Here is a 24,285-nt window from a genome sequence, read left to right as displayed (position 1 = left end):
CTCCTTTATTGAGGCTTTTTTGTAGACTCAGCTTGATTAGCCGCAGGATTGGCATCTAAATCTGTTTCCGTTGGCTTGACTGTTATGCCCGGTGCTATTTTCTGCAACCCTGTGACGATAACTTTATCTCCAGCTTTCAAACCCTCTGTGACCAACCACTTGTTACCGATTGCCTGAGTAGCATTGATATTACGCAATTCTACTTTGTTATCTTTATCGACAATCAGTGTGGTTGCTTGGCCACGAGGTGTTCGGGTAACTGCTTGCTGGGGAACCAAAATCGCATTTTTGCGCACACCCTCTTCTAACTTGGTGCGAACAAACATACCTGGCAGTAATTCTTCATTTGGGTTTGGAAACACCGCACGCATAGTGATAGAGCCAGTTGTTTCGTCAACCGTGGCATCAGAAAATTCAAGGTAACCTTCTTGACTGTATTCCTGACCGCTGTCAGTGATTAGACGAATTTTAGTTTTTTTGCTCTCTTTTTGAACTGTTCCTTTTGCAATTTCATTTTTGAACCGCAGATAATCGTCACTTGATTGAGTGATATCAACATAGATGGGATCTAACTGCTGAACAATCGTGAGAGCCGTTGGCTGACCAGCAGAAACCAGTGCACCTTCTGTGATGGTGGATTTACCCGCACGCCCAGAAATAGGGGATGTCACTTTGGTATATGCCAGGTTGATTCTGGCATTTTCCAATGCGGCCTGGGCGGACTGAACATCTGCTCTTGCCTGAGCATATTCTGAATTTGCTTTATCGAATTCCTGCTTACTCACATATTGTGTGCCTAACAAGGACTTATAACGTTCAACCGTTAAGTGGGAAACATTTTCATTGGCTTGTGCTCTGGCCAGGCTCGCTTTGGCTTTACTGTATTCTGCTTGATAAGTGGCTGGATCTATTTGGTATAATGATTCACCAGCAATTACATCTCTTCCTTCTTTATAGTTACGTTTCAGTATGATGCCGCCGACTTGGGGACGAACCTCGGCCACACGATAAGCCGATGTACGGCCTGGTAATTCTGTGATAACCGCTAGAGGTTCAGCCTTCAGCGTGACGATACCCACTTCAGGAGCATGCTGGCCAGCAGCCCCTTGCTGTGTATTGTTATTGTCATTACATCCTGAAAAGATGAAACTGCCTGAAATTACCAGTAATGTGGCCAGAGGCAAAACTCCCCTGTTCTTTCGCATAAGTAAACCTCAATTTTTCAATGTTGATTCTTTAATCTAACAAGTGAAATCATTACTTTGTTGGTTAATGGGTGCTATAGTACAAACATACATGAATGTATGTAAATCAGCCTCAGTCAAAAACAAAGTTTATGGCACTGAAATGGCACGAAAAACTAAACAGCAAGCCAATCAAACTCGTCAGCAAATTATAGATGCTGCGATAAAGTCTTTTTCTGAGCGTGGTGTTTCTGCTACTTCACTATCAGATATCGCAACTGCCGCAGGTGTAACACGCGGAGCTATTTATTGGCACTTTAAAAATAAAACAGATTTACTTTCTGTTGTTTGTAGAATGCCAGCGCATAAAATAGACGAACTAGAGAAAGAGTATCAATCAAAATATCCTGATAATCCACTTATTGCGTTGAGATCTTTATTAATTTCGATATTGCAAATGATGATTAATGATTCTCAAATTCGTCAATTAATGGAAATTTTTTTCCACAAATGTGAATTCGTTGGAGAAATATCTCCACTAGTGGAGGATATTAGGGAAATATGTATTTCTGATTACAAGAAGATTGAAAAAACGTTAGTTGCTTGTATTCAATCTGGAGAACTACCCTATAATCTCGATTTCAAGCGTTCTGCTATCATGGTAAGAGCATTGATGACTGGAATGCTTGAGAACTGGTCATTCTCACCAGACAGTTTTAATATTCAAGAGCAGTCTGCTCATTTGGTGGATAGTTTCATTGATACACTTAAATACAGCCACCACTTGCGGCACAGTGAAAAAAACGAATCTTGAATATGAGGTCAATATTAATAGAACCCATTCTGATCATTGCCAGTGGTGGTGCCTATGGTAATGAGTCTCTTTTTAATGCACTGAGATTATCCATTGCGCTTAAAGAGCCAAGCTCACAGTGAACTGAAATTATGTTTAATGTCTGATGATGTGGTTGCTGGTTTGGCAGGGCAACGGTCTAAAGAGGGCTATAATTTACAACGAATGCTGGAAATTTTGACAGCACAAGGTGTCGAGGTTAAGTTGTGCAAAACCGGCTCTGATGCCAGAGGAATTAATAAACTGGCATTGGTTGATGGTGTGGCAAATGATGGGTAGATGAATTCATGGTTTCAGTTAACCAATACTTGGGTGCTTTACCCAATATGGCGAGTTTGTGTAACAAATTCTCCTCAATACGCTTTCCTACGATACTATTTTTTCGCTTTATTTTGATAGTGAGTCTGTTTTTTCTCCTGTCACCTTTCTTTTTTTCTGCACATGCAGCTTCCAGTGGTGATGTTCCAACCCGTAATGATATTCAAAATCAGCTTAAGATCCTGACAGAACGTAAGGAACATACGGCTGAGGAAAAGATATCGATAGCTGATTTGGAAAAAGCACTCTCTTTCTTTGACAAAATAGAACAACTGAAGCTGGATTTCGATCTACTCAGGAAAAATGTGCAAAATGTGCCACAAAAATCACATCAGGTTATGGCTGAGCTGGAGGATCTGAAAAATGGTGATCAGCAAGATGCCTATCAACAGATGTTGGGCACCCTATCCTTAAAGCAGCTCGAATCAAAATTGAATAGCGCGTGGTATAACTTACAGCGAGCACAGGAAAATCTTGCCAGTTACAATAGTCAGTTGATTGGGCTGCAAACTCAGCCAGAACGCGTGCAAAATGTGCTGTTTCGCAATATGCAGAGATTGCAGCAAATTCGTAACCAACTCAATAATGCTTTGACTGAGCAGTCAGAATCGAGCCTTACCCAGGTAGAGTCATTGCAGGTAGAACAGCTTTTTCTGATGCAGCAAAATGAGTATCAAAGAGAATCTCTACAGGCAAATACTCAGTTACAAGCGCTTTTACAGCGGCAGCGGGATTATACGACTCTCCAAATTGAGCAGTTGGAACGTAATATCCAATTTATTCAAAATGTGATGAGTGGCAAACGGTTGACGCTTTCTGAGGAAACCGCGAAAGAAGCACAAACTAAAGATGGCAAAAATTTACATATTCAAGATAACGCATTAGTTCAGGCGGAAATTGAGCATAATAGCGAACTTAGTAAGCGATTGATTACCGTAACCCGTGATAGTAACCAACTGGCGCAGAAAAGTATCCGCGTTAAGAATTTTCTGGAACGAACCATCCAATCAGAACGTAATCTTAAAGAGCAAATTAAGGTCTTACGTGGCAGTTTACTGTTATCTCGTATCCTGTTTCAGGAACAGTTAAAAATACCCCATGATGTACTGACAAAAGATTTGCCAACAAAAATAGCAGACTTGCGTCTGGAGCAATTCGAAATTAATCAGGAACGAGATCAGCTTTGTCAAGGGAATGGCTATGTTAATAAGTTATTAAATAATGACCAAATAAAAAATGCATCCAAGGAGATGGTGGATGAAATCCATCATGCGATCAACCAGATCCTGGACGTTCATTGTGAGCTTTTAGAGCAGCTTAATAACCAGTTGGGAAACCAGATCACCCATGCCATTAATTTACAGATGGATCAGCAGCAGTTATTAGATGTCTCTGAATCGCTGGAACAGACTCTTGTCCAGCAAATCTTTTGGGTTAACAGCAATAAACCGATGAACGTGGCCTGGTTAGAATCCCTGCCAGCACAGATCCAAGAAGAACTGAGCCACCTGGATATTCGATTGACATTGAGCGGGCTGATGACAGGGTTGAAAAATTCTGTCCATTTCGTCATTCCCCTCGTGTTAGTTGGCCTGTTTTTACGCTGGCAAACCAAAGGCATTAATGAGCAGTTGAAAAAAATAGCGGGTGAAGTGGGGCAATTTCGCCGCGATAGTCAACTACATACGCCATTGGCACTGATACTGACATTAATCAAAACGTTGCCCCTCGCTTTTATCCTATTAGCGATAGGTTATTGGTATTCGAAATCGGGAGATGACGTTGGTGGCCTGATTTGGGGCTTCTCCCGTCAGTTGGCGCTTTTTTGGATTATGTATAGTTGCAGTTACCAGATCCTTGTGAAAGATGGCATTGGAGAACGGCATTTTTCTCTGGACAACGTGGTTTGTCACTTATTCCGCAAGAACTTGGTTCGCTTGTCGATCGCGCTATTGCCCATTTTGTTCTGGGTAACATTGGGCGCTAAATATCCTTTGCGCTTGTCTGATGATGTGATTGGTCAGTGCACGGTATTGATCTGTCTGTTCTTTACCTTTCTGTTTGTTTTTCCATTCTGCCGCTATGTGTGGCGTGAAAAAAGCTCGCATATGATCCGTACCATCGTAGTGACGGCACTCACTTTTGCCCCACTGGTTCTGATAGTGTTAATGGTATCAGGGTATTTCTACACAACCTTACGCCTGGCAGAACGTTGGCTCTATAGTTTGTATTTACTGTTCCTCTGGCATATCAGTTATCAGGCCTGTTTGCGTGGATTGGGAATTGCCGCCCGCCGCATTGCTTATCGACGTGCTGTCGCCCGGCGTCAGTCCCTGACGAAAGAAGGGGCGGAAGGTGAAGTCATAGATGAGCCGCCAATGGCCTTGGATCGCATCAATCAGCAATCATTACGTTTAACTACCATGGTGCTGTTTTTGATCTTTTTAGGTGCATTTTATTGGATTTGGTCTGATTTGGTGACGGTCTTTTCCTACCTTGATGGGGTCAACTTGTGGCAATACAGCACGACAACAGAACTGGGTAATGCCCTGAAATATGTAACCTTGAAAGATTTGGTACTTTCAATCGCGATGTTGGTCATTTCCTGGGTCATGATGAGAAACTTGCCGGGCCTGCTGGAAGTGTTGGTGTTATCCCGCTTGCAGTTGCAACAAGGCTCTTCGTATGCGATTAAAACGACACTGACTTATCTGATTATTGGTGTTGGCGTCATTACGGCGTTAGGAACATTGGGGGTTTCGTGGAATAAATTACAATGGTTGGCGGCGGCACTTTCAGTCGGTCTGGGTTTTGGCCTACAGGAAATTTTTGCTAACTTTGTTTCGGGGTTGATTATTTTGTTCGAACGTCCGGTTCGTATTGGCGATACAGTCACGATAGGAACTTATTCCGGTTCAGTCAGTAAAATCCGTATTCGTGCAACGACGATCACCGACTTTGATCGCAAAGAGGTCATTATTCCTAACCGGGCATTTGTGACGGAGCGTCTGATTAATTGGACACTTTCTGATACCATCACGCGAATTATTATTAAGATTGGTGTTGCATACGGCTCTGATCTTGATAAGGTCAAAGCGGTTTTGCTGAGAGCAGCAAGTGAAAACCCCCGCGTAATGAGTGAGCCTGGGCCACAAGTCTACTTTATGAATTTTGGTGCCAGTACACTGGATCATGAGTTAAGGCTCTATGTCCGAGAATTGGGTGATCGCAGCCGTACTGTCGATGAAGTTAACCGCAGTATTGATAAATTATGTCGGGAAAACGATATCAATATTGCATTTAATCAGCTAGAAGTTTACTTGCACAATCAGCAAGGTGAACGTTGGCAAGAAATACAAAAGCCATTGAATGATGGGGATCGCCAGCCAGAGAAAAAATTTTCAGCGGGTGACAAGCCATTTTTACCGTAAGCCATTTTGCTCACTTGTTTTTGTTGAAGCGGTTTTTCGTTTAGACACGCAGTCTGAGGAGTAGGCTTATTCCTCAGACTGCTGAGTCTGTTTTTGCAATTTCTTTTGAAGATCGTGTTTGACGATTTCTAATGCTGCCAGTGCGATCGCAGGGGAAACTTTGTTACATTCAAGCAAATAAATAAGATCGACTGCGAGTTGTATTTCAGGTGACGCTTGTTCCAAAGTCATGGTTGCTGTTTTCCTTGGGATTAATCTGAATTCTCTTGCTTTTCTATCGATTTTTCGATCCGCATTAATGCTTGGCGACAGCGGGCGAGCCTGCCGGCCAACGTTGCAATTTCTTTTTGCAGTTTGTGCTGATTGGCAAGTGTCGTTTGTCTGTTTAATTGTAATTCCCTGTCATCAATCATTGCCATTAAACGGCGTTCATAATCTTGATGTTCTGCCAGACGTTGGTAAAGATCTTGTCCTTGCGAGCGGCGCTCAAATTTATCTTCCTTTTTTCGCAGCGCTTGGGTTGATATTTCGCGTTTCAGTGCCTCTATTTGCGTCACTAAACGCTCGGCAAGGAATTTCACCTGTTCAATTCGATAATCGTTTACACAGGCTTTCAATTGTTCCATATTGTGACTGATTTCTTGCATGTATCCACTGAGTTTATTGCTGTGGTGGTGGAATAATGTTTGATCAAAACGGGCGATGGAAAAAGGGATGTCGGGCAATAAAGCGAGTTCTTTTTCCAGAATACTGACTTGTTTTTCAAGTGCACCTAATAAATTTTGTATGCCCATTAGCATCTCATTATCATTAATAATCCGTCTGTTAAAGCCCATTTTAATTGGCTGCATAGATTCGGCCATAATGACCTGAATCCGCCAGGTGTTAAGCTTGACTTAAGTCAACAAACTGCAAGTAGCAACTTGCCTGGCTGTTGCTTTTTCTCGGTAGTTTGAATAGATTTTACCGTTTTCTTTTTATAACCTGGCTGGCATCGATTATGACCGCTAACGCACAACAACTGCAATTAATTAAAGATAGTATCGAAACAATCCCTGATTATCCAAAGGCGGGAATACTTTTTCGTGACATTACCACACTGCTCGACAATCCTGCGGCCTATCAAATGGCGATAGATCTGTTGGTGGCGCGTTATCAGAATCAAGGCATCACGAAAATTGTGGGTACTGAAGCTCGTGGTTTCTTATTCGGAGCGCCTGTTGCACTGCGTCTGGGGGTGGGTTTTGTTCCTGTTCGTAAAAAAGGTAAATTACCGCGTGAAACGCTGAGCGAAACTTACGATCTGGAATATGGTACAGATATATTGGAAATTCATAAAAGCAGTATCAACGAAGGGGATCAGGTTTTGGTTATTGACGATCTGCTTGCAACGGGGGGGACGATTGATGCAACAGTACGCTTGATTCGTCGTCTGGGTGGTCAAGTTTCTGAAGCGGCGTTTGTCATTGGATTACCGGATTTAGGCGGCGTTGAACGCTTGGAAAAACAAGGCGTTAACAGCTACACCCTCGTTGAATTTCCTGGTCACTGATTGGCATTATTGACACATATTAATATATCAGCCTCGCCGTTAATGGTGAGGCTGTGCTAGCATGATAGACAATCATGTTCAATTTCCTCGGTATTCATGAGCTATCAGGTACTGGCCCGTAAGTGGCGCCCACAAATATTTTCTGATGTGATTGGTCAGCAGCACGTGTTGACTGCGTTGGCGAATGGTCTCGAACACCAACGCCTCCATCACGCTTATCTTTTTTCCGGCACTCGCGGTGTGGGGAAAACCACTATTGCACGTCTGTTAGCAAAAGGGTTGAATTGCGAAACGGGTATAACCAAGACTCCGTGCGGTCAGTGTACCAACTGTCTTGAAATTGAACAGGGTCGGTTTGTTGATTTGATTGAAATTGACGCCGCTTCCCGAACAAAAGTAGAAGATACCCGCGAGTTATTGGACAACGTCCAGTATGCGCCCGCCAGAGGTCGTTTCAAAGTTTACCTTATTGATGAAGTTCACATGCTTTCTCGCCATAGTTTCAATGCCTTGTTGAAGACATTGGAAGAGCCGCCAGAACATGTGAAATTCCTTTTGGCAACAACCGATCCCCAGAAACTGCCGGTCACTATTCTTTCGCGTTGTCTGCAATTCCATTTGAAATCACTTGATGTGGATCAAATCAGTGGTCAATTGGAACATATCCTCAATGCAGAACACATAGAGAGCGACGTTCGTTCCCGGCAACTGCTTGCTCGTGCAGCGGATGGCAGCATGCGTGATGCCTTGAGCTTAACGGATCAAGCCATTGCTCTTGGTGGTGGAAAACTGACATCGGATATTGTTAGCCAGATGTTGGGAACGTTGGATGATGACCAACCATTGGCGATCATTGAATCGTTGGTACGTGCAGATGGTCAACAAATGATGGCTCTGGTGGAACAAGTGTCAACTCGCGGTGTAGATTGGGAAAACCTGCTGGTCGAAACATTGTCTTTGTTGCATCGGATCGCGATGCTCCAGCTATTGCCTCAGCAACCAGAAAGCGAGCCTTCTTCAACAGAAGGACGTTTGCGTTTGCTGGCAAGATCAATCTCTCCGACGGATTTGCAGCTTTATTATCAAGCGTTATTGGTAGGCCGTAAGGAACTTCCTTATGCGCCAGAACGACGGATGGGCGTAGAGATGGCGTTATTGCGCGCCTTGGCTTTTCACCCCAAAACCGTTATTGAGGAAACACCCCCACTTGCGGCGGAAAAACCTGTAGCGCCATTTGAGGCCGCCGCAACACCTTCGGTTCAGTTTTCTCCTAACCCCTTAGACAATGGGGAAAACGAACGCTCCGGGCAAAGGATACCCCAACCGGCGGAGAATGAGTCCATTGTAAACAGCCCAACAGCGAAACTATTGCAAGCGAGAAATTCACTGATCCGTCAGGGAAGCACGCCAGCAAAAAAGCCTGAGCCGGCAGAGTCTGCGAAGGCGAAGCCGGCGAGTTCGGCGCTGGAACGACTGGTGGCAGTGGCCGAGCACCGTTCTCAAACCCATCTCCCTAAAACACGGGAGCCTAACTCGGTTAATCCGGTAAAGAAAGAAGCCTATCGCTGGCGGGCGACGAGTGCCGGCAAAGAGAAGCCGCGCTCGACGACGACGCCAAAAGCGATTAAGGCGGCACTGGAGCACGAAAAAACCGCAGAATTAGCAGAAAAGCTGGCTATTGAATCGAAACAAAGAGACGCATGGGCGGCGGAAATTGATAAACTGGATATTCCAAAATTGGTTCAGCAGGTAGCACTGAATGCGTTTAAAGAACAGATTGATGAAAATCGTCTTTGCCTGCATTTACGTTCAAAGCAGCGTCACCTTAATTCAGCATCGGCGCAGAAAGCGTTAGCCGAAGCATTAAGTGCATTACGTGGAAAATCGATTGAACTCAGTATCATTGAAGATGATAATCCTGCGGTAAAAACGCCTCTGGAGTGGCGACAAGCCATTTATGAAGAAAAATTGGCACAAGCGCGTCAATCCATTATTTCGGATAAAACGATTCAAACACTTCAGCAACTATTTGATGCAGAATTGGATGAAGAAAGTATCCGGCCTGTTTAACTGCCGTAGTGTATTTTTTTATGCTGTGGCTCTAGCAAAGAGAGAAAATTATGTTTGGTAAAGGTGGTTTGGGCAATTTGATGAAACAGGCTCAGCAGATGCAAGAAAAAATGCAGAAAATGCAGGAAGAAATTGCAAGTCTGGAAGTCACGGGCGAATCTGGGGCGGGTCTGGTAAAAATCACGATTAATGGTGCACATAACTGCCGCCGTGTTGAAATCGATCCAAGTTTGATGGACGACGACAAAGATATGCTGGAAGATCTGATCGCAGCGGCATTCAATGATGCCGCTCGCCGTATTGAAGAAACCCAGAAAGAAAAAATGGCCGGTGTTTCCAGCGGAATGCAATTACCACCTGGGTTTAAGATGCCATTCTAATGCAAACCAGTCCTCTTCTTGAATCTCTCATGGAAGCTCTGCGCTGTTTGCCCGGCGTAGGCCCAAAATCTGCACAGCGGATGGCATTTCATCTATTGCAGAGAGATCGCAGTGGTGGGATGCGATTGGCACAGGCATTGACGCGAGCGATGTCTGAAATTGGTCACTGTCAGGATTGCCGGACATTCACGGAGCAGGAGCAGTGTACGATTTGCACCAATCCCCGCCGTCAGCAAAATGGCCAGATCTGTATCGTGGAAAGCCCGGCAGATATTCATGCCATCGAACAAACAGGGCAGTTTGCGGGACGTTATTTTGTCCTGATGGGACATTTGTCGCCGCTGGATGGTATTGGACCCATGGATATAGGTTTGGATCGTTTAGAAGCGCGTCTATCTTCTGAAACATTGTCAGAAATTATTCTGGCGACCAACCCAACTGTCGAAGGAGAGGCAACGGCAAACTATATTGCAGAAATGTGCTTTCAATATGGTGTGACAGCCAGCCGAATTGCCCATGGTGTTCCGGTGGGTGGCGAGCTTGAAATGGTGGATGGCACAACATTGTCCCATTCGCTGGCTGGCCGTCAAAAAATCACGGATTTGTAATTTAGGCCCCATTAAAATGGATGGTGCCGCTGATTTTGCCGCCATCCATAGCTGATCGACTCACTCATCAAACTAATTTTACATTCTTCTGGTTATCGGAACTTGAAACTCTCCATATCTATCCCCATTTGATTATCATCGTCCGATTTTACATATCTGAACTGGATTTAGATTGAGGTAACAAATGAGTATGAAAGGTCAAGAAACCCGTGGATTTCAGTCTGAAGTCAAACAATTATTACAGTTGATGATCCACTCTCTCTATTCCAATAAAGAAATTTTTCTCCGTGAATTGATTTCAAACGCATCTGATGCGGCTGACAAATTGCGCTTCCGTGCATTGTCTGCTCCTGAGTTGTATGAAAATGATGGTGAGTTGCGTGTTCGTTTGGCTGTTGATAAAGAACAGAAAACCATCACCATCAACGATAATGGTATCGGCATGTCCCGTGATGAAGTGATCGACAATCTGGGAACGATTGCAAAATCGGGTACTAAAGCATTTCTTGAATCCATTGGATCTGATCAGGCAAAAGACAGCCAGTTGATTGGACAATTCGGCGTAGGCTTCTACTCTGCATTTATCGTTGCGGACAAAGTGACCGTGCGTACTCGCGTAGCAGGGGCATCGGCTGAACAAGGTGTGTTCTGGGAATCAACGGGAGAAGGTGATTACACCGTTGCTGATATTGAAAAAGCCGAACGTGGGACAGAAATTACGCTGCATCTGCGGGATGAGGAAAGTGAATTCCTCGATGACTGGCGTCTGCGTTCTATCATTGGCAAATATTCTGATCACATTGCTTTGCCAGTTGAAATTGAAACCCAAACTAAAAACGAAGAAGACGACTCAGTTACCGTCACATGGGAAAAAATCAACAAAGCCCAAGCGTTGTGGACGCGTAATAAAGCTGAGATCAGTGATGAAGAGTATCAAGAGTTTTATAAGCATATCTCCCATGACTTTACTGACTCCCTGATTTGGAGCCATAACCGCGTCGAAGGTAAGCAAGAATACACCAGCCTGTTATATATCCCTTCCCAGGCACCGTGGGATATGTGGAACCGCGAACATAAGCATGGACTGAAACTCTATGTACAGCGTGTATTTATTATGGATGAAGCGGAACAATTCATGCCAAACTATCTGCGCTTTGTCCGTGGCCTGATTGATTCCAACGACCTGCCATTGAACGTTTCCCGTGAAATTTTGCAAGACAGTTCAATCACACGTAACCTGCGCAGTGCACTGACTAAACGTGTATTGCAGATGTTGGATAAACTGGCAAAAGACGACGCAGAAAAATATCAAACCTTCTGGCAACAGTTCGGCCTGGTGATGAAAGAAGGGCCAGCCGAAGATGGCGCAAACAAAGAATCTATTGCTAAATTATTGCGCTTTGCGACGACCCACAATGATAGCTCCGCTCAAACCGTTTCTTTGGAAGATTACGTTGGCCGCATGGCAGAAGGGCAAGAGAAAATTTATTACATTACTGCGGATAGTTATGCCGCGGCGAAGAATAGCCCACATCTGGAGCTGTTCCGTAATAAAGGCATTGAAGTTCTGTTGCTGTCTGATCGTATTGATGAATGGATGATGAGTTACCTGACTGAATTTGATGGTAAATCACTCCAATCCGTCAGTAAGGCTGATGAATCTCTCGACAAACTGGCAGATGAAAACAAGGCCGAGCAAGAAGAAGCAGACAAAAAATTGGAGCCATTTATTGAGCGGGTGAAGACTCTGCTCGGTGATCGCGTGAAGGAAGTCAAACTGACTCATCGCCTGACAGATACGCCGGCTATCGTCACAACGGATGCCAATGCCATGAGCACCCAAATGGCGAAGCTGTTTGCAGCCGCAGGCCAGTCTGTGCCAGAAGTGAGTTACAACTTTGAGCTGAATCCAGATCACCTTCTGGTTAAACAAGCAGCTGATATTGATGATGATACCCAATTTGCTGACTGGATAGAGTTGCTGTTGGATCAAGCACTATTTGCTGAACGTGGTACATTGGATGATCCAAACCAGTTTATTCGTCGCATGAATCAATTATTATTAGCTGAAAAAGCTTAAACTTACTGAGATAATAATAAAAACCACGCCTCAACGAAAAATGAGGCGTGGTTTATTTTTTAGTTGATGCGAAAACGTTTACCTGTTTTCTTGAGCCATCCCCCATGCAGATGGTATGGTGGTACGTTTTCTTTAAAATATGAAAAAATAGCAAGGGGATTTACGCAATGCGTATTATTCTACTGGGCGCGCCAGGCGCTGGTAAGGGGACTCAGGCACAATTTATCATGGAGAAATATGGGGTTCCCCAAATTTCGACAGGTGACATGCTGCGTGCCGCAGTAAAAGCGGGCAGCGAATTGGGTTTGAAAGCAAAAGAGTTGATGGACAACGGCAAGCTGGTCACTGATGAGCTGGTCATCGCGTTGGTTAAAGAGCGCATCAAACAAGATGATTGTCATAATGGCTTCTTGTTGGATGGGTTCCCACGCACCATTCCTCAGGCAGATGCGATGAAAGAAGCGGGTATCAAGGTTGATTATGTTCTGGAATTTGATGTTCCTGACGACATCATCGTTGAACGTATTATTGGTCGTCGTGTACATGCGTCATCAGGCCGTGTTTACCATATCAAATTCAATCCACCAAAAGTGGAAAACAGAGATGATGTTACCGGCGAAGAGCTGACTATCCGCAAAGATGATCAGGAAGAGACAGTCCGTAAACGTCTGGTTGAATACCACGCACAAACGGCACCTTTGGTTTCTTACTATCAGCAAGAAGCACAGGCTGGTAACACGGAATACTTCAAACTTGATGGCACCCGTCAGGTCGTGGAAGTGAGCGCAGAGCTGGCGAATATTTTGGGCGAATGATTTTAATAAGGGCTCCCAAGAGAGTGCAGGCGGTTGCTTGCAAGAAGGGATACTTTTGAAGTATTGAGCAGGCGGACTTTGTGCCGCCTGATTTTTTATCGTTCGCGCTACCCTATGAAAAATTTACTCCATGAAATGTTACATGTCACTATCATTCATGTTTTATACTAGGCTGTCAGTCATTTTAATGGAGCTCTGAGGAATGAGTAGCAAGAAGTACGGTGTCCTATTAGTTAACCTTGGTACACCTGATGCGCCAACACCAGCAGCAATAAGATGTTATCTGGCAAAGTTTCTGAGTGACAGAAGGGTGGTGGATCTCCCCCCATTTATTTGGAAGCCTGTATTGAAGGGTTTTATTCTTCCTTTCCGTGCTTCGCGAGTTGCTAAGCTTTACCAGGACATTTGGATGGAAGAAGGCTCCCCTTTATTAGTTTATAGTCGCCGTCAGCAGCAGTTGTTGGGTGAAAAGTTGGCGAATATCCCAGTGGCTTTAGGAATGACTTACGGCTCCCCTTCTCTATCTCAGGCCGTCGCGAGTTTGCTACAACAAGGGATTGATAATCTCATTATATTGCCACTTTACCCTCAATACTCCAGTACGACTTCGGCCGCAGTTTTTGACCAGATCAGTAAAATATTGCGAAAATATCAGACAATCCCTGCTCTACATTTTGTGCGGAGTTATGCTGCTCATCCTGCTTATATTGCAGCACTAAAAGAGTCCATTGAACAGAGCTTTGAAAAACATGGCCAGCCTGATCGATTAATTGTTTCCTATCACGGTATTCCTGAGCGTCTGGCAAAGATGGGGGATATTTATCCACAGGATTGTAAAGCGACCACTGAACGGCTAAGCCAGGCACTGGATTATCCAGCGGATAAAATTATGATGACATATCAGTCACGTTTTGGTTATTTACCGTGGTTATCTCCTTATACAGACAAGACCATGGCATCATTGCCGAGCCAAGGTGTGGAACATGTTCAAGTGGTGTGTCCGGGGTTTGCGGCAGATTGTCTGGAGACATTGGAAGAAATTAAGCAACAGAATAAAATTATCTTTTTAGCGGCAGGTGGGAAAAAGTTTGAATATATCTCTGCACTTAATGATAATGAGACACACATTTCTTTGTTTGAACAGTTAGTCAATAATGTCATGAAATAACCTGCGATGGCGGGTTATGGGGACATTATCGCACATGATGAATGGCAGACATTGATTGTCGTATGATCGTCAGGTTATGGATTTTAAACCAATGAGTACGATAAGTGAGAAAAAAGGCTTATATATCAATGAAAAGCAAAATTATTTGGATTGGACATATAGATAATGAGTAATAAACAACCTATTAAGCATCCCGATTTTTACCAAGAACAGACAAACTATTATCATCCAGAACGGGAGGACGAAATTGATTTGTTTGAATTATTCTCAGTACTTTTCCAATCAAAATATTTGATCATTGCAATATCTTTCGTTTTTGCAATTATTGGTTTTGGTATCGCCTCATTTTTACCTCAAAAATGGACCAGTACAGCCATTGTGGTGAAACCAGGGTTGGAAGAATTTCAGCCATTGAAAAATGCATTAACGGATTTGCATGTTTTGAGCCTGGAGCCTAAGGTGACAGAAAAGTCACTGTATAATCGGTTCATTGAAAACTATAACTCACGTGTATTGCGTGAAGAATATTTAGTTAATACCGATTATTTTAAGGCGTTGCTCGCTAAGAATCATAGTGATTCCGAGCAGGAAAAAAGAAAACTGATCGAGAAAATTGTTAATAAAGACATTACCATTTCATTGCCTAAGAAAGAGAAAGAGGATGAAACTGTCGATGAAGCTAACCTCTCTTTCAGCTCTGATAATGCAAAAGATGCTTACAATCTATTAAATGGCTATATCAAGTTCGCCTCTTCCGTGGTTCGTGATCAAGTGAAAGAGGAACTCAGTGATATGGTTCACCAAAAGCTGGAGTATTCGCGAAAGCTGTATTCTCTCGATTTGGAACGTATCGCGAATATGCGTAGTGTAGATGCTGAGCGATTGAAGTTTGCGATTTCTATTGCTAATTCTGCCGGCATTAAAAAACCGGTATCGAATGGTGGGGCTATCATCAAGGATGACCCGGATTATTCGATTGCGTTGGGTTCCGATGCACTAGAACGTAAGCTACAGATTACTGAAGAAATTACCGATCCAACTAAAATCGATGTCGATCTGCGTAACCGCCTGTTGTATATCAAAAGCCTGGAAAAAGTGAATGTGGATACGGTTGATTTTGTGCCATTCAAATACATGCAGAAACCTTATGAACCAACCTCAAAAGATTCACCTAAGCGCTTGCTGATTTTGATTGGCGCCGGTTTTATTGGTTTCATCTTATCCATCATGTATGTTTTGTTACGCCACATGGTACGCAGCCGTCAGAAACAAGAAGCTTAACCCCAATACGTTATAGATGATGTTCTGATCGCTGATGTTTTGACAGCCAATGTTGTAATAGCATTGGCTGTCCTTATTTTTGGCGCCCTATTTTTTTGTTCCGATCCGGTATTGTGACACACTGTATTATATGCAAGATATTGTGCTAACATGCCGCTTATTTTGGCTCTACAGCAGCAACTAATTATGAAATTCCCTGGTAAGCGTAAATCTAAACATTATTTTCCTGTCAGTTTAAGAGATCCTCTGCTTCAGCCCATCAAAGAAACGATGGATACCGAAAAGAACCAAGCCTATATTGTGGGTATTGACCAGACACTGGTTGATATTGAAGCTAAGGTTGATGAAGATTTTATCCAGCGTTATAACCTGAGCCAGGGACACTCCTTAGTCATTGAAGATGATGTCGCTGAGGCGCTCTATAAGGAATTGGCAGATAAGGGGCTTATTAGCCACGAATTTGCGGGTGGCACTATTGGCAATACCTTGCATAACTATTCTGTGCTGGCCGACGATAAATCCGTTCTGCTTGGGGCGATGTGTAATAACATCCAAATAGGAAGCTATGCCTATTGTTATCTCTGCAATACCTCCAGCCGGATGGATTTAAATCACCTACAGGGGGTTGATGGACCCATTGGCCGCTGTTTTACCTTAGTAACGGAAAATGGCGAAAGGACATTTGCTATAAGCCCAGGCTTAATGAATCAGCTTCGTCCAGAAAATATTCCTGAACACATTATTGCAGAAGCATCCGCTTTGGTGATTACTGCTTATTTGGTGCGTTGTAAATCGGGTGAGCCAATGCCGGAAGCAACGATGAAAGCCGTTGAATATGCGAAAAAGTATAACGTCCCTGTTGTATTGACGTTAGGCACAAAATACGTCATTGCGGACGATCCGCAGTGGTGGCGTGATTTTCTGGCTGAAAATATTTCCGTTGTTGCAATGAATGAAGACGAAGCTTGTGAATTGACAGGTTTCAGTGATCCGCTATTAGCGGCTGATATGGCGCTCAATTGGGTGGATTTGGTGTTATGTACTGCTGGACCTGCAGGGTTATATATGGCGGGTTACACCGAGGAAGGGCGCAAACGCCAAACATCGCATCCTTTATTACCTGGTGCGATTGCAGAATTTAATCGTTATGAATTCAGCCGGGCGATGCGTAAGGCAGATTGCCAAAACCCAATGCGAGTCTATTCCCATATTGAACCTTATATGGGAGGACCTGAAAAAATCATGAACACCAATGGTGCCGGAGATGGCGCACTATCTGCATTACTGCATGATATTACTGCCAACAGTTATCATCGCATGAATGTACCCAATTCCAGCAAGCATGCGCACACCTATTTAACTTACTCTTCTTTGGCTCAGGTATGTAAATATGCTAATAGAGTGAGTTATCAGGTATTGAGCCAGCATTCCCCGCGCCTGACCAGAGGATTGCCGGAGAAGGAAGATAGTCTGGAAGAGTCTTACTGGGAACGTTGAATCGGGTAAGTAACCTGAATATCGTCTGCCGCCTTAATTCTTTTTATTGGTTTGACGGGAATATCCCCATGTTATGGGGATATTCCTTGGTGCCTAAATTATGTTGATGATGTCGTTGCTGGTGAATAAGGCTCCATTGGACAACCCTCTTCATACTCAGGGAGTGCATCCGCCATGGCCCGAGCTATTTCATGTGCACCAATGATAATGTGGTTAGTGCCACGCTCCGTAATGTAAGCGACTTCATCATCATAATGGGCTCGAACAATAATACTGATATCTGGCCTGATTTCCCTGGCACTCGCAACAATTTCACCGGCTTTATAACCGTTAGGGATGGTCAGGAATAACGTACAAGCACAATCGAGCCGTGCCAGCGCCATAATTTCTTTATTAACGGCGTTACCTATTATGGCACTGATACCTATTTCGCCTAACTCTTCGAATCGGGCACGAGTATCCTCAATCACCACGACCGTATAATTTTTTTCTTGTAACCGCTGACAAAGCTGCCGGCCCACTCGACCATAACCCACCACAATAGCATGACCACAGATATTGACAGGGATCTGGGTTTCTTCTTCCAGTGTTTCTTCGAGTAACTGCTCTTCAATGGTTTCTGTTTTTTCCAAATAACGATCCAGCAAACTGAACAGAACAGGGTTTAACATGATTGAAATGATAGCACCTGCCAGTACAAGATTACGGGCTTCTCCATTCAGGAATCCTAACGTGACGCCAAGCCCGGCGAGAATAAAAGCGAATTCACCAATTTGGGCGAGACTGGCTGAAATGGTGAGGGCGGTGCGTCGTGAATGCCCGAACATTTTCACCAGTAGCATGGCAGCCAATGATTTGCCGATGATAATAATGGCAAGGGTGCCTAAAATCGCCAGAGGCTGTTGGAATAGAACCATAGGATCAAACAGCATGCCAACCGAAACAAAGAAAAGCACTGCGAAAGCATCCCTTAACGGTAACGTATCTTGTGCAGCCCGATGGCTTAACTCTGACTCATTCAGCACCATGCCAGCGAAGAAGGCACCGAGGGCAAATGAAGCATCAAATAGTGCCACCGCACCATAAGCAACACCTAATGCAATGACAAGTACCGCCAACGTGAATAATTCACGGGAGCCTGTCGCCGCGGTTTTCGCCAGTAACCAAGGAATGACACGTCGTCCGACGAAAATCATCAACAAAATAAAAGCAACGACTTTGCCAACGGTAAGAGATAGCTTGAACAGCAATTGGCCAATATCGGCGTTGTGGTTGTTTAGAATTCCTGCTGCGGCAGGCAGTAATACCAATGTCAGCACCATCGCCAGATCTTCAACAATTAACCAACCAATGGCAATTTGTCCTCGCTGACTATCAATGAGCTGTCGTTCTTCTAATGCCCTGAGCAATACCACTGTGCTGGCAGTGGACAGGCAAAGGCCAAATACAATGCCGTTAAGTAGATCCCAACCGAGTAGCATTGATAATCCCACACCCAATAAAGTTGCGACGGCAATTTGGGCAATAGCACCAGGGATGGCAATTGATTTGACGGCTAACAAATCTTTAAGTGAAAAATGTAGACCGACACCAAACATCAGTAAGATCACGCCAATTTCTGACAGTTCTGGAGCTAAAGATGTATCGGCAACAAAACCGGGAGTAAAGGGACCCGCTAGTACACCTGCTATAAGATATCCTACCAGAGGTGAGATTTTCAGGCGCTGTGCAAGCATGCCAAGCAGATAGGCAAGAACAAAACCGCCAACAATGGTCGTGATAAGAGGTGTCGAATGCTCCATCAAGGCTCCTTCTGGGTTGTGAATATAATAAATTGTATGGTTAGGCGAGGTAATAATATATTTTATAAATACTTAAAGATAAGATCACAAAAAAATATGTTGAGTGGCTAAATTGAGCATAATCTGCATAAGTACTATTTTAATGTAATTTAATGTATATTTTGCCATTATTTACGCATGTTTACAAAGGAATATGGCATGCTAATTATGGTTACTAATGAGTGATTTTCTTATCTTTTTCCCGTGTTTCTTTCTATATTTGGCAAAAATAGAGTAAAAATGCCAAGAAGTGGTAGAAAAGCACAAATTTTATAAACCAGCTCTATGCTGGTCTTATCTGCGACATAGCCAAGTACCGCGGCGCCAATGCCTCCCATGCCAAAGGCCAGACCAAAGAACAAACCCGCAATCATGCCTGTTTTACCGGGAATAAGCTCTTGGGCATAGACTAAAATGGCGGAAAATGCGGAGGCCAATATTACGCCAATAATGACCGTGAGTATGCTTGTCCAGAATAAAGAGGCATAAGGTAACAACAAGGTAAAAGGTGCAACCCCAAGAATTGAACCCCAAATGACATATTTCCGACCTATTTTATCCCCAACAGGCCCGCCGATCAGGGTGCCTGCCGCGACAGAAAATAAAAAGATAAACAGATGGATCTGGGCGTTTTGTATTGACACACCAAATTTCTGTATCAGATAAAAGGTATAGTAACTACTGATACTGGTTAGGTAAAAGTATTTGGAGAAAATCAGTAGCAGAAGAATGGCAAAAGAATTTACGACGGTTTTTCCAGGCAGATTTGGCAGAGGTGAGGGTCGAGAAGACAAGGGCGTTATGGTTTGATGTTGCATCTTATACCACTGACTGACTTGCAAGAGGATGACGATAGCCAATAATGCTGCCAGAGAAAACCAACCGACATTCCCCTTACCGTAAGGCGCAATAAAAATAGCTGCCAGCAGTGGACCGAGTGAACTGCCTAAATTACCCCCTACTTGAAATAAAGATTGCGCTAATCCATAACGACCACCTGAAGCCATGCGTGCGACGCGTGACGATTCTGGATGAAAAACGGATGAACCCGTACCCACTAGTGCAGCCGCCATTAATATCATTGGAAAGCTTTCAGCATAAGCTAATAGCAGCAAACCAGACAGAGTAAATCCCATACCGACAGGCAGCGAATAAGGTTGCGGATGTTTATCGGTATACAAACCGATAAGCGGTTGCAATAGGGATGCTGTCACCTGATAGGTCAGGGTTATCATTCCAATCTGAATAAAACTGAGGCTAAATTCAGATTGCAGCAGGGGATAAATCGCCAGAATTAACGATTGAATCATATCATTCAGCATATGGGATAAGCTGATGGCACCGAGAATTGAAAAAATTGTCCGATGTGTTTTTACTGACGAAGTTGGCAAAGAGAGTGTTTTACTTTTTTTACTCATATTTATTCACTTACCAAGATCATTATCAATAGAGTTTGTAGGGGTGAATTTCGTCGATTTGTTGATATTCTGTTTAATTTTTACACCATAATACATCTTAGATAATTAACAAAACTTTTATTTAACTCTATATAATTTGACCGCAATCTCAAAAAGGTGAAAGAGGGTATTATTTAATGACACAAGTATGTAATCCTGATCAGAAAAACGTGGTATTACGCTGTATGTCATTCTTCATCCCTTGTTTTGGGACTATGCCCCATACCAGAAACAACAGCTCTTGGAGCTGAATGGTATAGATGTAAATTTTCATATCTCCCTTTTATCTTTTAAGTTGTTGCTTGAAAGGGATGATTCATCACCGTCATATAACCAATATAATTTAAAATACATGGAGATACCCCATGAAATTATCGTTTAAAGCGTCAGTATGTGCCTTTGCTGTTTCTCTGTCATTGGCACCATTAATCGCCAGCGCTTGGGAAAAAGACAAAACCTATGACATTACCATTTTGCATACTAACGATCATCACGGTCACTTCTGGCATAACGATTATGGCGAGTATGGTTTAGCAGCCCAAAAAACGGTTGTAGATTCCATTCGTCAGGAGGTTGCTAAGAAAGGAGGGAGCGTATTGTTATTGTCAGGTGGTGACATTAACACCGGCGTACCGGAATCAGATATGCAAGATGCTGAGCCGGATTTTAAGGGCATGGATCTGGTGGGGTATGACGCAATGGCGTTGGGAAACCATGAATTTGATAAGCCTTTGAATGTATTGTATCAGCAACAAAAATGGGCCAGTTTCCCCTTTCTCTCTGCCAATATTTACCAAACCAGTACAGGCAAGCGCTTATTTAAGCCATATGTCATTTTTGATAAACAAGGTGTGAAAATAGCCGTTCTTGGCCTGACAACGGATGATACAGTGAAAATAGGTAATCCGGCTAATTTTCCCGATGTTGAATTCCGCGTTCCTGCCGAAGAAGCGAAAAAAGTTATTGAAGAGCTGAAAAAGAATGAAAAGCCGGATGTCATTATTGCGGCAACCCATATGGGGCACTATGACGATGGTCATCATGGCACCAATGCACCAGGCGATGTTGAAATGGCACGCAGTTTGCCTGCGGGTTATTTGAATATGATTGTCGGTGGTCATTCACAAGATCCGGTGTGTATGTCGGCAGAGAATAAAAACTATAAACAAGTGGATTATGTTCCGGGAACACCTTGTTCGCCAGATCGCCAAAATGGTACATGGATTGTCCAAGCTCACGAATGGGGGAAATACGTCGGCCGGGCCGATTTTCAATTCCGCAATGGCGAATTCAAGCTGGTCCATTATCAATTGATCCCCATCAACTTAAAGAAAAAGGTGGCAAAAGAAGATGGCAGTACGGAACGTGTCTACTATACGCATGAAATTAAGCAAAATCCTGAGATGCTCAAGTTACTGACACCGTATCAGGACAAAGGCAGCCAGATACTTAATGTGAGAATAGGATCAGTAGATAAAAAATTAGAAGGCGATCGCAGTAAGGTACGTTTCGTGCAAACGAATATGGCACATCTTGTATTGGCTGCTCAAATGGAACGGACAAACGCCGATTTTGCAGTGATGAGCGGTGGCGGAATTCGTGACTCAATTGAAGCCGGGGATATTACTTACAAAGATGTTCTGAAAGTTCATCCATTTGCTAACCAACTGGTTTATGTAGACTTCAAAGGTAGTGAAGTTTTGCCATATTTGACGGCGGTTGCCAATATGGAAACGGATTCTGGCGCTTATGGGCAATTCTATAACGTGAGTTTCGTGAAGGACGGTAAGAATATCAGTGACGTAAAAATTGCGGGTAAGCCATTGGAGCCAAATAAAACTTATCGTATGGCAACGTTAAATTTCAATGCAATTGGAGGAGATGGTTATCCACGGATTGATAATTTGCCTGGTTACGTTGATACAGGGTTTGTCGATGCTGAAGTATTGAAAGGATATATTGAAAAGCATTCTCCATTGAAATCCTCTGATTATGAGCCAAAAGGTGAAATTTCACATAAGTAATAACAGTTAATCAACAGATTACTGTGAATTACCTGCATAAAAAGACCATCTGAAGAACAGATGGTCTTTTGCTTACGATTAATAGGGAGTGTTATGTATAATCTGAAATAGGAATAGTTGAAACTGAATAATAACCTAATTATTAAATAGCATAGTAATTAATGAATTTTTTTCTCCTTTAGTGGGTAGTTTTTCAAGTCCATTTTTTTCATATAAATCGATAACGTTAGAATTTTTTTGGCATTCCAAAATAGTGACTCTTCCTCCTATTAATTCTTGAGCTTTCTCAATGGTTATATTGATATGAAATAAAATATCTTTAAGTTTTATTGGGTTTTCACGTAATGAAAAATTTTTTGCTATTTGACCAATTAAATAAACTTTTAAAGAATCTGCATTCTTACTAATACCGTTAAGTTTTTTTATCTTTGTCTTGGAAATAGAAAATTTATTTGTTGATAGTTCCTTGAATGTTAAAGAAAAATAAGCTAATAAAGAACCTTCTTTATCTAAAATTAAGTAGGTTCTTGCTGCATCCGCTTGTTCAAATCTAATTGATTTTAAATGTAAAAATAATTCCACGTCATGGTTAGTTGGGCATGAAAAGGAACGCAAATACTCCTTTGTTCTGTCACTACCAAAAGCCGCCAGAATCTTACTTAGAGTGAGAATTTTCGTTTTAATATCTCTATAGCCTCTTTTTGCTGTGCTTCAAAATCGATTTCCTCAAAATTGTTTTTTCTTGGTCTTCTATTAGCCCTTCTAAGCATTTTAATTGCTTTGGGATCAGTAATAACAATTTGTCGAAAAAATGATGAGGTAGCCATTTTATTCCTCTTGTATTTAAGTGAATCAAGTTAATTGAAATGGTAATTAATGATTTTTTCGCTGTAAGGAAAGTATATCGATGTTGTTATTTATCACAAGTCCCTGTGTTAAAGAAAATAGAACCAGCTCGAAAAAATTTAGCGGTCATTGCAACTTATTTTCAAATGCTAAATAGGTTTTTATGATAGTGATACACTCAAAGTATGAAGTTTACTGACTCCTCGCCGAGAGAGGAGTCAGTAAAGTGGGCTATAATTTGGGGAGCCTATTTAGCGATATCAGCAAATGAACAATTAAGTAGTTGGCATAAATCTGTAGGGGACAATTCAACATCTAATCCACGTTTGCCACCAGAAATAAATAGGGTTGGTAAGGTTTGGGCCTGACTATCAATAACGCTAGGTAGACGTTTTTTCTGCCCCAGCGGGCTAATGCCACCCACTAAATAACCTGTTACTTTTTGTGCAAGTTGGGGGTCGGCCATATCTGCTTTCTTGGCCTTGAAAACTTTAGCGACTTTTTTCAGATCGAGTTGCCCAGAGACCGGCGTAACGGCGACAACCAGATTTTTAGGATCACCATTTAGTGCAACCAGCAGCGTCTTAAAAACCTGGTTGGCATCTAGACCCAGTTTTTTAACCACTTCATCACCAAAATTATGTTCATTGACATCATGATCATAAGCGTGAATTTTGAAATTGATTTGTTGTTTTTCCAACAAAATAATAGCAGGCGTCATATTTTTTCCTGTAACGATCTATACCAATCCAACTTCAAGTTGCAGTTTGTAAGCCAATGAGAGTGTTTATATCTCCCCGCTGCGCGGGGAGATATAAGACGCATCTTGAAAGGCGACTGGTATATTGTCCGTAATAAGGGTTTTTCAGAATAAGATAAA

At 42.8% G+C, this 24,285-nt stretch carries 20 protein-coding genes and 1 pseudogene; 13 read left to right on the top strand and 8 right to left on the bottom strand.

The features are described from left to right. Positions 1–5 precede the first annotated feature (5 nt). Entirely contained in the window at positions 6–1,205 is a 1,200-nt protein-coding gene (locus tag Xkoz_RS13360; RefSeq protein ID WP_099142631.1) for an efflux RND transporter periplasmic adaptor subunit, read from the bottom strand. 142 nt (positions 1,206–1,347) lie between these two features. Between Xkoz_RS13360 and acrR the strand changes: the two genes are divergently transcribed. From acrR to mscK, 3 genes and pseudogenes are all read left to right on the top strand, one after another. Beyond that, positions 1,348–1,998: a multidrug efflux transporter transcriptional repressor AcrR gene (gene acrR / locus Xkoz_RS13355; protein WP_141554421.1), complete on the top strand. Its 651-nt coding sequence runs from the start codon at positions 1,348–1,350 to the stop codon at positions 1,996–1,998. 2 nt (positions 1,999–2,000) lie between these two features. Continuing rightward, a pseudogene (locus tag Xkoz_RS13350) lies at positions 2,001–2,316 on the top strand (DsrE/DsrF/TusD sulfur relay family protein). Between the two features lie 47 nt (positions 2,317–2,363). Beyond that, a complete protein-coding gene (mscK, locus tag Xkoz_RS13345; RefSeq protein WP_422646061.1) occupies positions 2,364–5,786 on the top strand; it encodes a mechanosensitive channel MscK in 3,423 nt (1,140 codons plus the stop codon). 66 nt (positions 5,787–5,852) lie between these two features. On the opposite strand, the gene rsmS is transcribed toward mscK, so the two are convergent. Continuing rightward, positions 5,853–6,017, bottom strand: a complete 165-nt coding sequence (gene rsmS, locus Xkoz_RS13340) for a pleiotropic regulatory protein RsmS (RefSeq protein WP_099142628.1) — start codon at positions 6,015–6,017, stop codon at positions 5,853–5,855. A gap of 20 nt (positions 6,018–6,037) precedes the next feature. Then, positions 6,038–6,580: a primosomal replication protein PriC gene (gene priC / locus Xkoz_RS13335; RefSeq protein ID WP_099142669.1), complete on the bottom strand. Its 543-nt coding sequence runs from the start codon at positions 6,578–6,580 to the stop codon at positions 6,038–6,040. A 206-nt stretch (positions 6,581–6,786) separates the two neighbouring features. On the opposite strand from priC, the gene apt reads away from it, so the two are divergent. The 9 genes from apt to Xkoz_RS13290 all read left to right on the top strand — a co-directional run bounded on the left by apt (position 6,787) and on the right by Xkoz_RS13290 (position 17,237). Beyond that, positions 6,787–7,338 carry an adenine phosphoribosyltransferase gene (apt, locus tag Xkoz_RS13330; RefSeq protein WP_099142627.1) on the top strand — a complete coding sequence of 184 codons (552 nt, stop codon included), beginning with the start codon at positions 6,787–6,789 and terminating at the stop codon, positions 7,336–7,338. Positions 7,339–7,434: 96 nt separating this feature from the next. Further along, positions 7,435–9,408 (top strand): DNA polymerase III subunit gamma/tau, encoded by a 1,974-nt coding sequence (gene dnaX / locus Xkoz_RS13325; RefSeq protein ID WP_099142626.1) that lies wholly within the window; start codon positions 7,435–7,437, stop codon positions 9,406–9,408. A gap of 50 nt (positions 9,409–9,458) precedes the next feature. Then, positions 9,459–9,788 carry a YbaB/EbfC family nucleoid-associated protein gene (locus Xkoz_RS13320; protein ID WP_099142625.1) on the top strand — a complete coding sequence of 110 codons (330 nt, stop codon included), beginning with the start codon at positions 9,459–9,461 and terminating at the stop codon, positions 9,786–9,788. After that, positions 9,788–10,396, top strand: a complete 609-nt coding sequence (gene recR, locus Xkoz_RS13315; RefSeq protein ID WP_099142624.1) for a recombination mediator RecR — start codon at positions 9,788–9,790, stop codon at positions 10,394–10,396. The genes Xkoz_RS13320 and recR overlap by 1 nt, the downstream gene beginning before the upstream one ends. Before the next feature lie 190 nt (positions 10,397–10,586). Continuing rightward, the gene (htpG, locus tag Xkoz_RS13310) at positions 10,587–12,476 is read left to right on the top strand and encodes a molecular chaperone HtpG (RefSeq protein WP_167386593.1); all 1,890 of its coding nucleotides are present in this window, start codon (positions 10,587–10,589) and stop codon (positions 12,474–12,476) included. A gap of 167 nt (positions 12,477–12,643) precedes the next feature. Next, positions 12,644–13,291, top strand: a complete 648-nt coding sequence (gene adk, locus Xkoz_RS13305) for an adenylate kinase (protein ID WP_099142622.1) — start codon at positions 12,644–12,646, stop codon at positions 13,289–13,291. Positions 13,292–13,493: 202 nt separating this feature from the next. Next, entirely contained in the window at positions 13,494–14,459 is a 966-nt protein-coding gene (gene hemH / locus Xkoz_RS13300; protein ID WP_099142621.1) for a ferrochelatase, read from the top strand. A gap of 165 nt (positions 14,460–14,624) precedes the next feature. Next, positions 14,625–15,740, top strand: coding sequence for an LPS O-antigen length regulator Wzz(fepE) (gene wzz(fepE) / locus Xkoz_RS13295; RefSeq protein WP_099142620.1), 1,116 nt, complete (start codon positions 14,625–14,627; stop codon positions 15,738–15,740). Positions 15,741–15,926: 186 nt separating this feature from the next. After that, positions 15,927–17,237 (top strand): inosine/guanosine kinase, encoded by a 1,311-nt coding sequence (locus Xkoz_RS13290; protein WP_099142668.1) that lies wholly within the window; start codon positions 15,927–15,929, stop codon positions 17,235–17,237. 98 nt (positions 17,238–17,335) lie between these two features. On the opposite strand, the gene ybaL is transcribed toward Xkoz_RS13290, so the two are convergent. Both ybaL and Xkoz_RS13280 read right to left on the bottom strand, forming a co-directional pair. Then, positions 17,336–19,039, bottom strand: a complete 1,704-nt coding sequence (gene ybaL / locus Xkoz_RS13285; protein ID WP_099142619.1) for a YbaL family putative K(+) efflux transporter — start codon at positions 19,037–19,039, stop codon at positions 17,336–17,338. 230 nt (positions 19,040–19,269) lie between these two features. Further along, the gene (locus tag Xkoz_RS13280; RefSeq protein WP_099142618.1) at positions 19,270–20,496 is read right to left on the bottom strand and encodes an MFS transporter; all 1,227 of its coding nucleotides are present in this window, start codon (positions 20,494–20,496) and stop codon (positions 19,270–19,272) included. Positions 20,497–20,900: 404 nt separating this feature from the next. On the opposite strand from Xkoz_RS13280, the gene ushA reads away from it, so the two are divergent. Further along, complete coding sequence (gene ushA / locus Xkoz_RS13275; RefSeq protein WP_099142617.1) at positions 20,901–22,559, top strand: bifunctional UDP-sugar hydrolase/5'-nucleotidase UshA; 1,659 nt, start codon at positions 20,901–20,903, stop codon at positions 22,557–22,559. Positions 22,560–22,694: 135 nt separating this feature from the next. Here the strand turns inward: ushA and Xkoz_RS13270 are convergent, their stop codons facing one another. From Xkoz_RS13270 to ybaK, 3 genes are all read right to left on the bottom strand, one after another. Continuing rightward, positions 22,695–23,174 carry an acetyltransferase gene (locus Xkoz_RS13270; protein WP_244183478.1) on the bottom strand — a complete coding sequence of 160 codons (480 nt, stop codon included), beginning with the start codon at positions 23,172–23,174 and terminating at the stop codon, positions 22,695–22,697. A 44-nt stretch (positions 23,175–23,218) separates the two neighbouring features. After that, entirely contained in the window at positions 23,219–23,386 is a 168-nt protein-coding gene (locus tag Xkoz_RS20870) for a hypothetical protein (protein ID WP_167386591.1), read from the bottom strand. Between the two features lie 266 nt (positions 23,387–23,652). Continuing rightward, entirely contained in the window at positions 23,653–24,126 is a 474-nt protein-coding gene (ybaK, locus tag Xkoz_RS13265; protein WP_099142615.1) for a Cys-tRNA(Pro)/Cys-tRNA(Cys) deacylase YbaK, read from the bottom strand. Between the last annotated feature and the right edge of the window lie 159 nt (positions 24,127–24,285).

Source organism: Xenorhabdus kozodoii (genome assembly GCF_002632875.1).
Lineage (GTDB): Bacteria > Pseudomonadota > Gammaproteobacteria > Enterobacterales > Enterobacteriaceae > Xenorhabdus > Xenorhabdus kozodoii.
The sequence above is the reverse complement of the archived record's forward strand: the minus strand, read 5'-3'. Positions and strand labels throughout refer to the sequence as shown.

Coding starts and splice junctions, on each gene's coding strand:
- hemH (WP_099142621.1), top strand. CDS start 13,494: ATGAGTAGCAAGAAGTACGGTGTCCTATTAGTTAACCTTGGTACACCT.
- adk (WP_099142622.1), top strand. CDS start 12,644: ATGCGTATTATTCTACTGGGCGCGCCAGGCGCTGGTAAGGGGACTCAG.
- Xkoz_RS20870 (WP_167386591.1), bottom strand. CDS start 23,386: ATGGCTACCTCATCATTTTTTCGACAAATTGTTATTACTGATCCCAAA.
- Xkoz_RS13290 (WP_099142668.1), top strand. CDS start 15,927: ATGAAATTCCCTGGTAAGCGTAAATCTAAACATTATTTTCCTGTCAGT.
- Xkoz_RS13360 (WP_099142631.1), bottom strand. CDS start 1,205: ATGCGAAAGAACAGGGGAGTTTTGCCTCTGGCCACATTACTGGTAATT.
- apt (WP_099142627.1), top strand. CDS start 6,787: ATGACCGCTAACGCACAACAACTGCAATTAATTAAAGATAGTATCGAA.
- ybaL (WP_099142619.1), bottom strand. CDS start 19,039: ATGGAGCATTCGACACCTCTTATCACGACCATTGTTGGCGGTTTTGTT.
- acrR (WP_141554421.1), top strand. CDS start 1,348: ATGGCACGAAAAACTAAACAGCAAGCCAATCAAACTCGTCAGCAAATT.
- ybaK (WP_099142615.1), bottom strand. CDS start 24,126: ATGACGCCTGCTATTATTTTGTTGGAAAAACAACAAATCAATTTCAAA.
- mscK (WP_422646061.1), top strand. CDS start 2,364: ATGGCGAGTTTGTGTAACAAATTCTCCTCAATACGCTTTCCTACGATA.
- Xkoz_RS13320 (WP_099142625.1), top strand. CDS start 9,459: ATGTTTGGTAAAGGTGGTTTGGGCAATTTGATGAAACAGGCTCAGCAG.
- recR (WP_099142624.1), top strand. CDS start 9,788: ATGCAAACCAGTCCTCTTCTTGAATCTCTCATGGAAGCTCTGCGCTGT.
- htpG (WP_167386593.1), top strand. CDS start 10,587: ATGAAAGGTCAAGAAACCCGTGGATTTCAGTCTGAAGTCAAACAATTA.
- ushA (WP_099142617.1), top strand. CDS start 20,901: ATGAAATTATCGTTTAAAGCGTCAGTATGTGCCTTTGCTGTTTCTCTG.
- priC (WP_099142669.1), bottom strand. CDS start 6,580: ATGGGCATACAAAATTTATTAGGTGCACTTGAAAAACAAGTCAGTATT.
- rsmS (WP_099142628.1), bottom strand. CDS start 6,017: ATGACTTTGGAACAAGCGTCACCTGAAATACAACTCGCAGTCGATCTT.
- Xkoz_RS13280 (WP_099142618.1), bottom strand. CDS start 20,496: ATGAGTAAAAAAAGTAAAACACTCTCTTTGCCAACTTCGTCAGTAAAA.
- dnaX (WP_099142626.1), top strand. CDS start 7,435: ATGAGCTATCAGGTACTGGCCCGTAAGTGGCGCCCACAAATATTTTCT.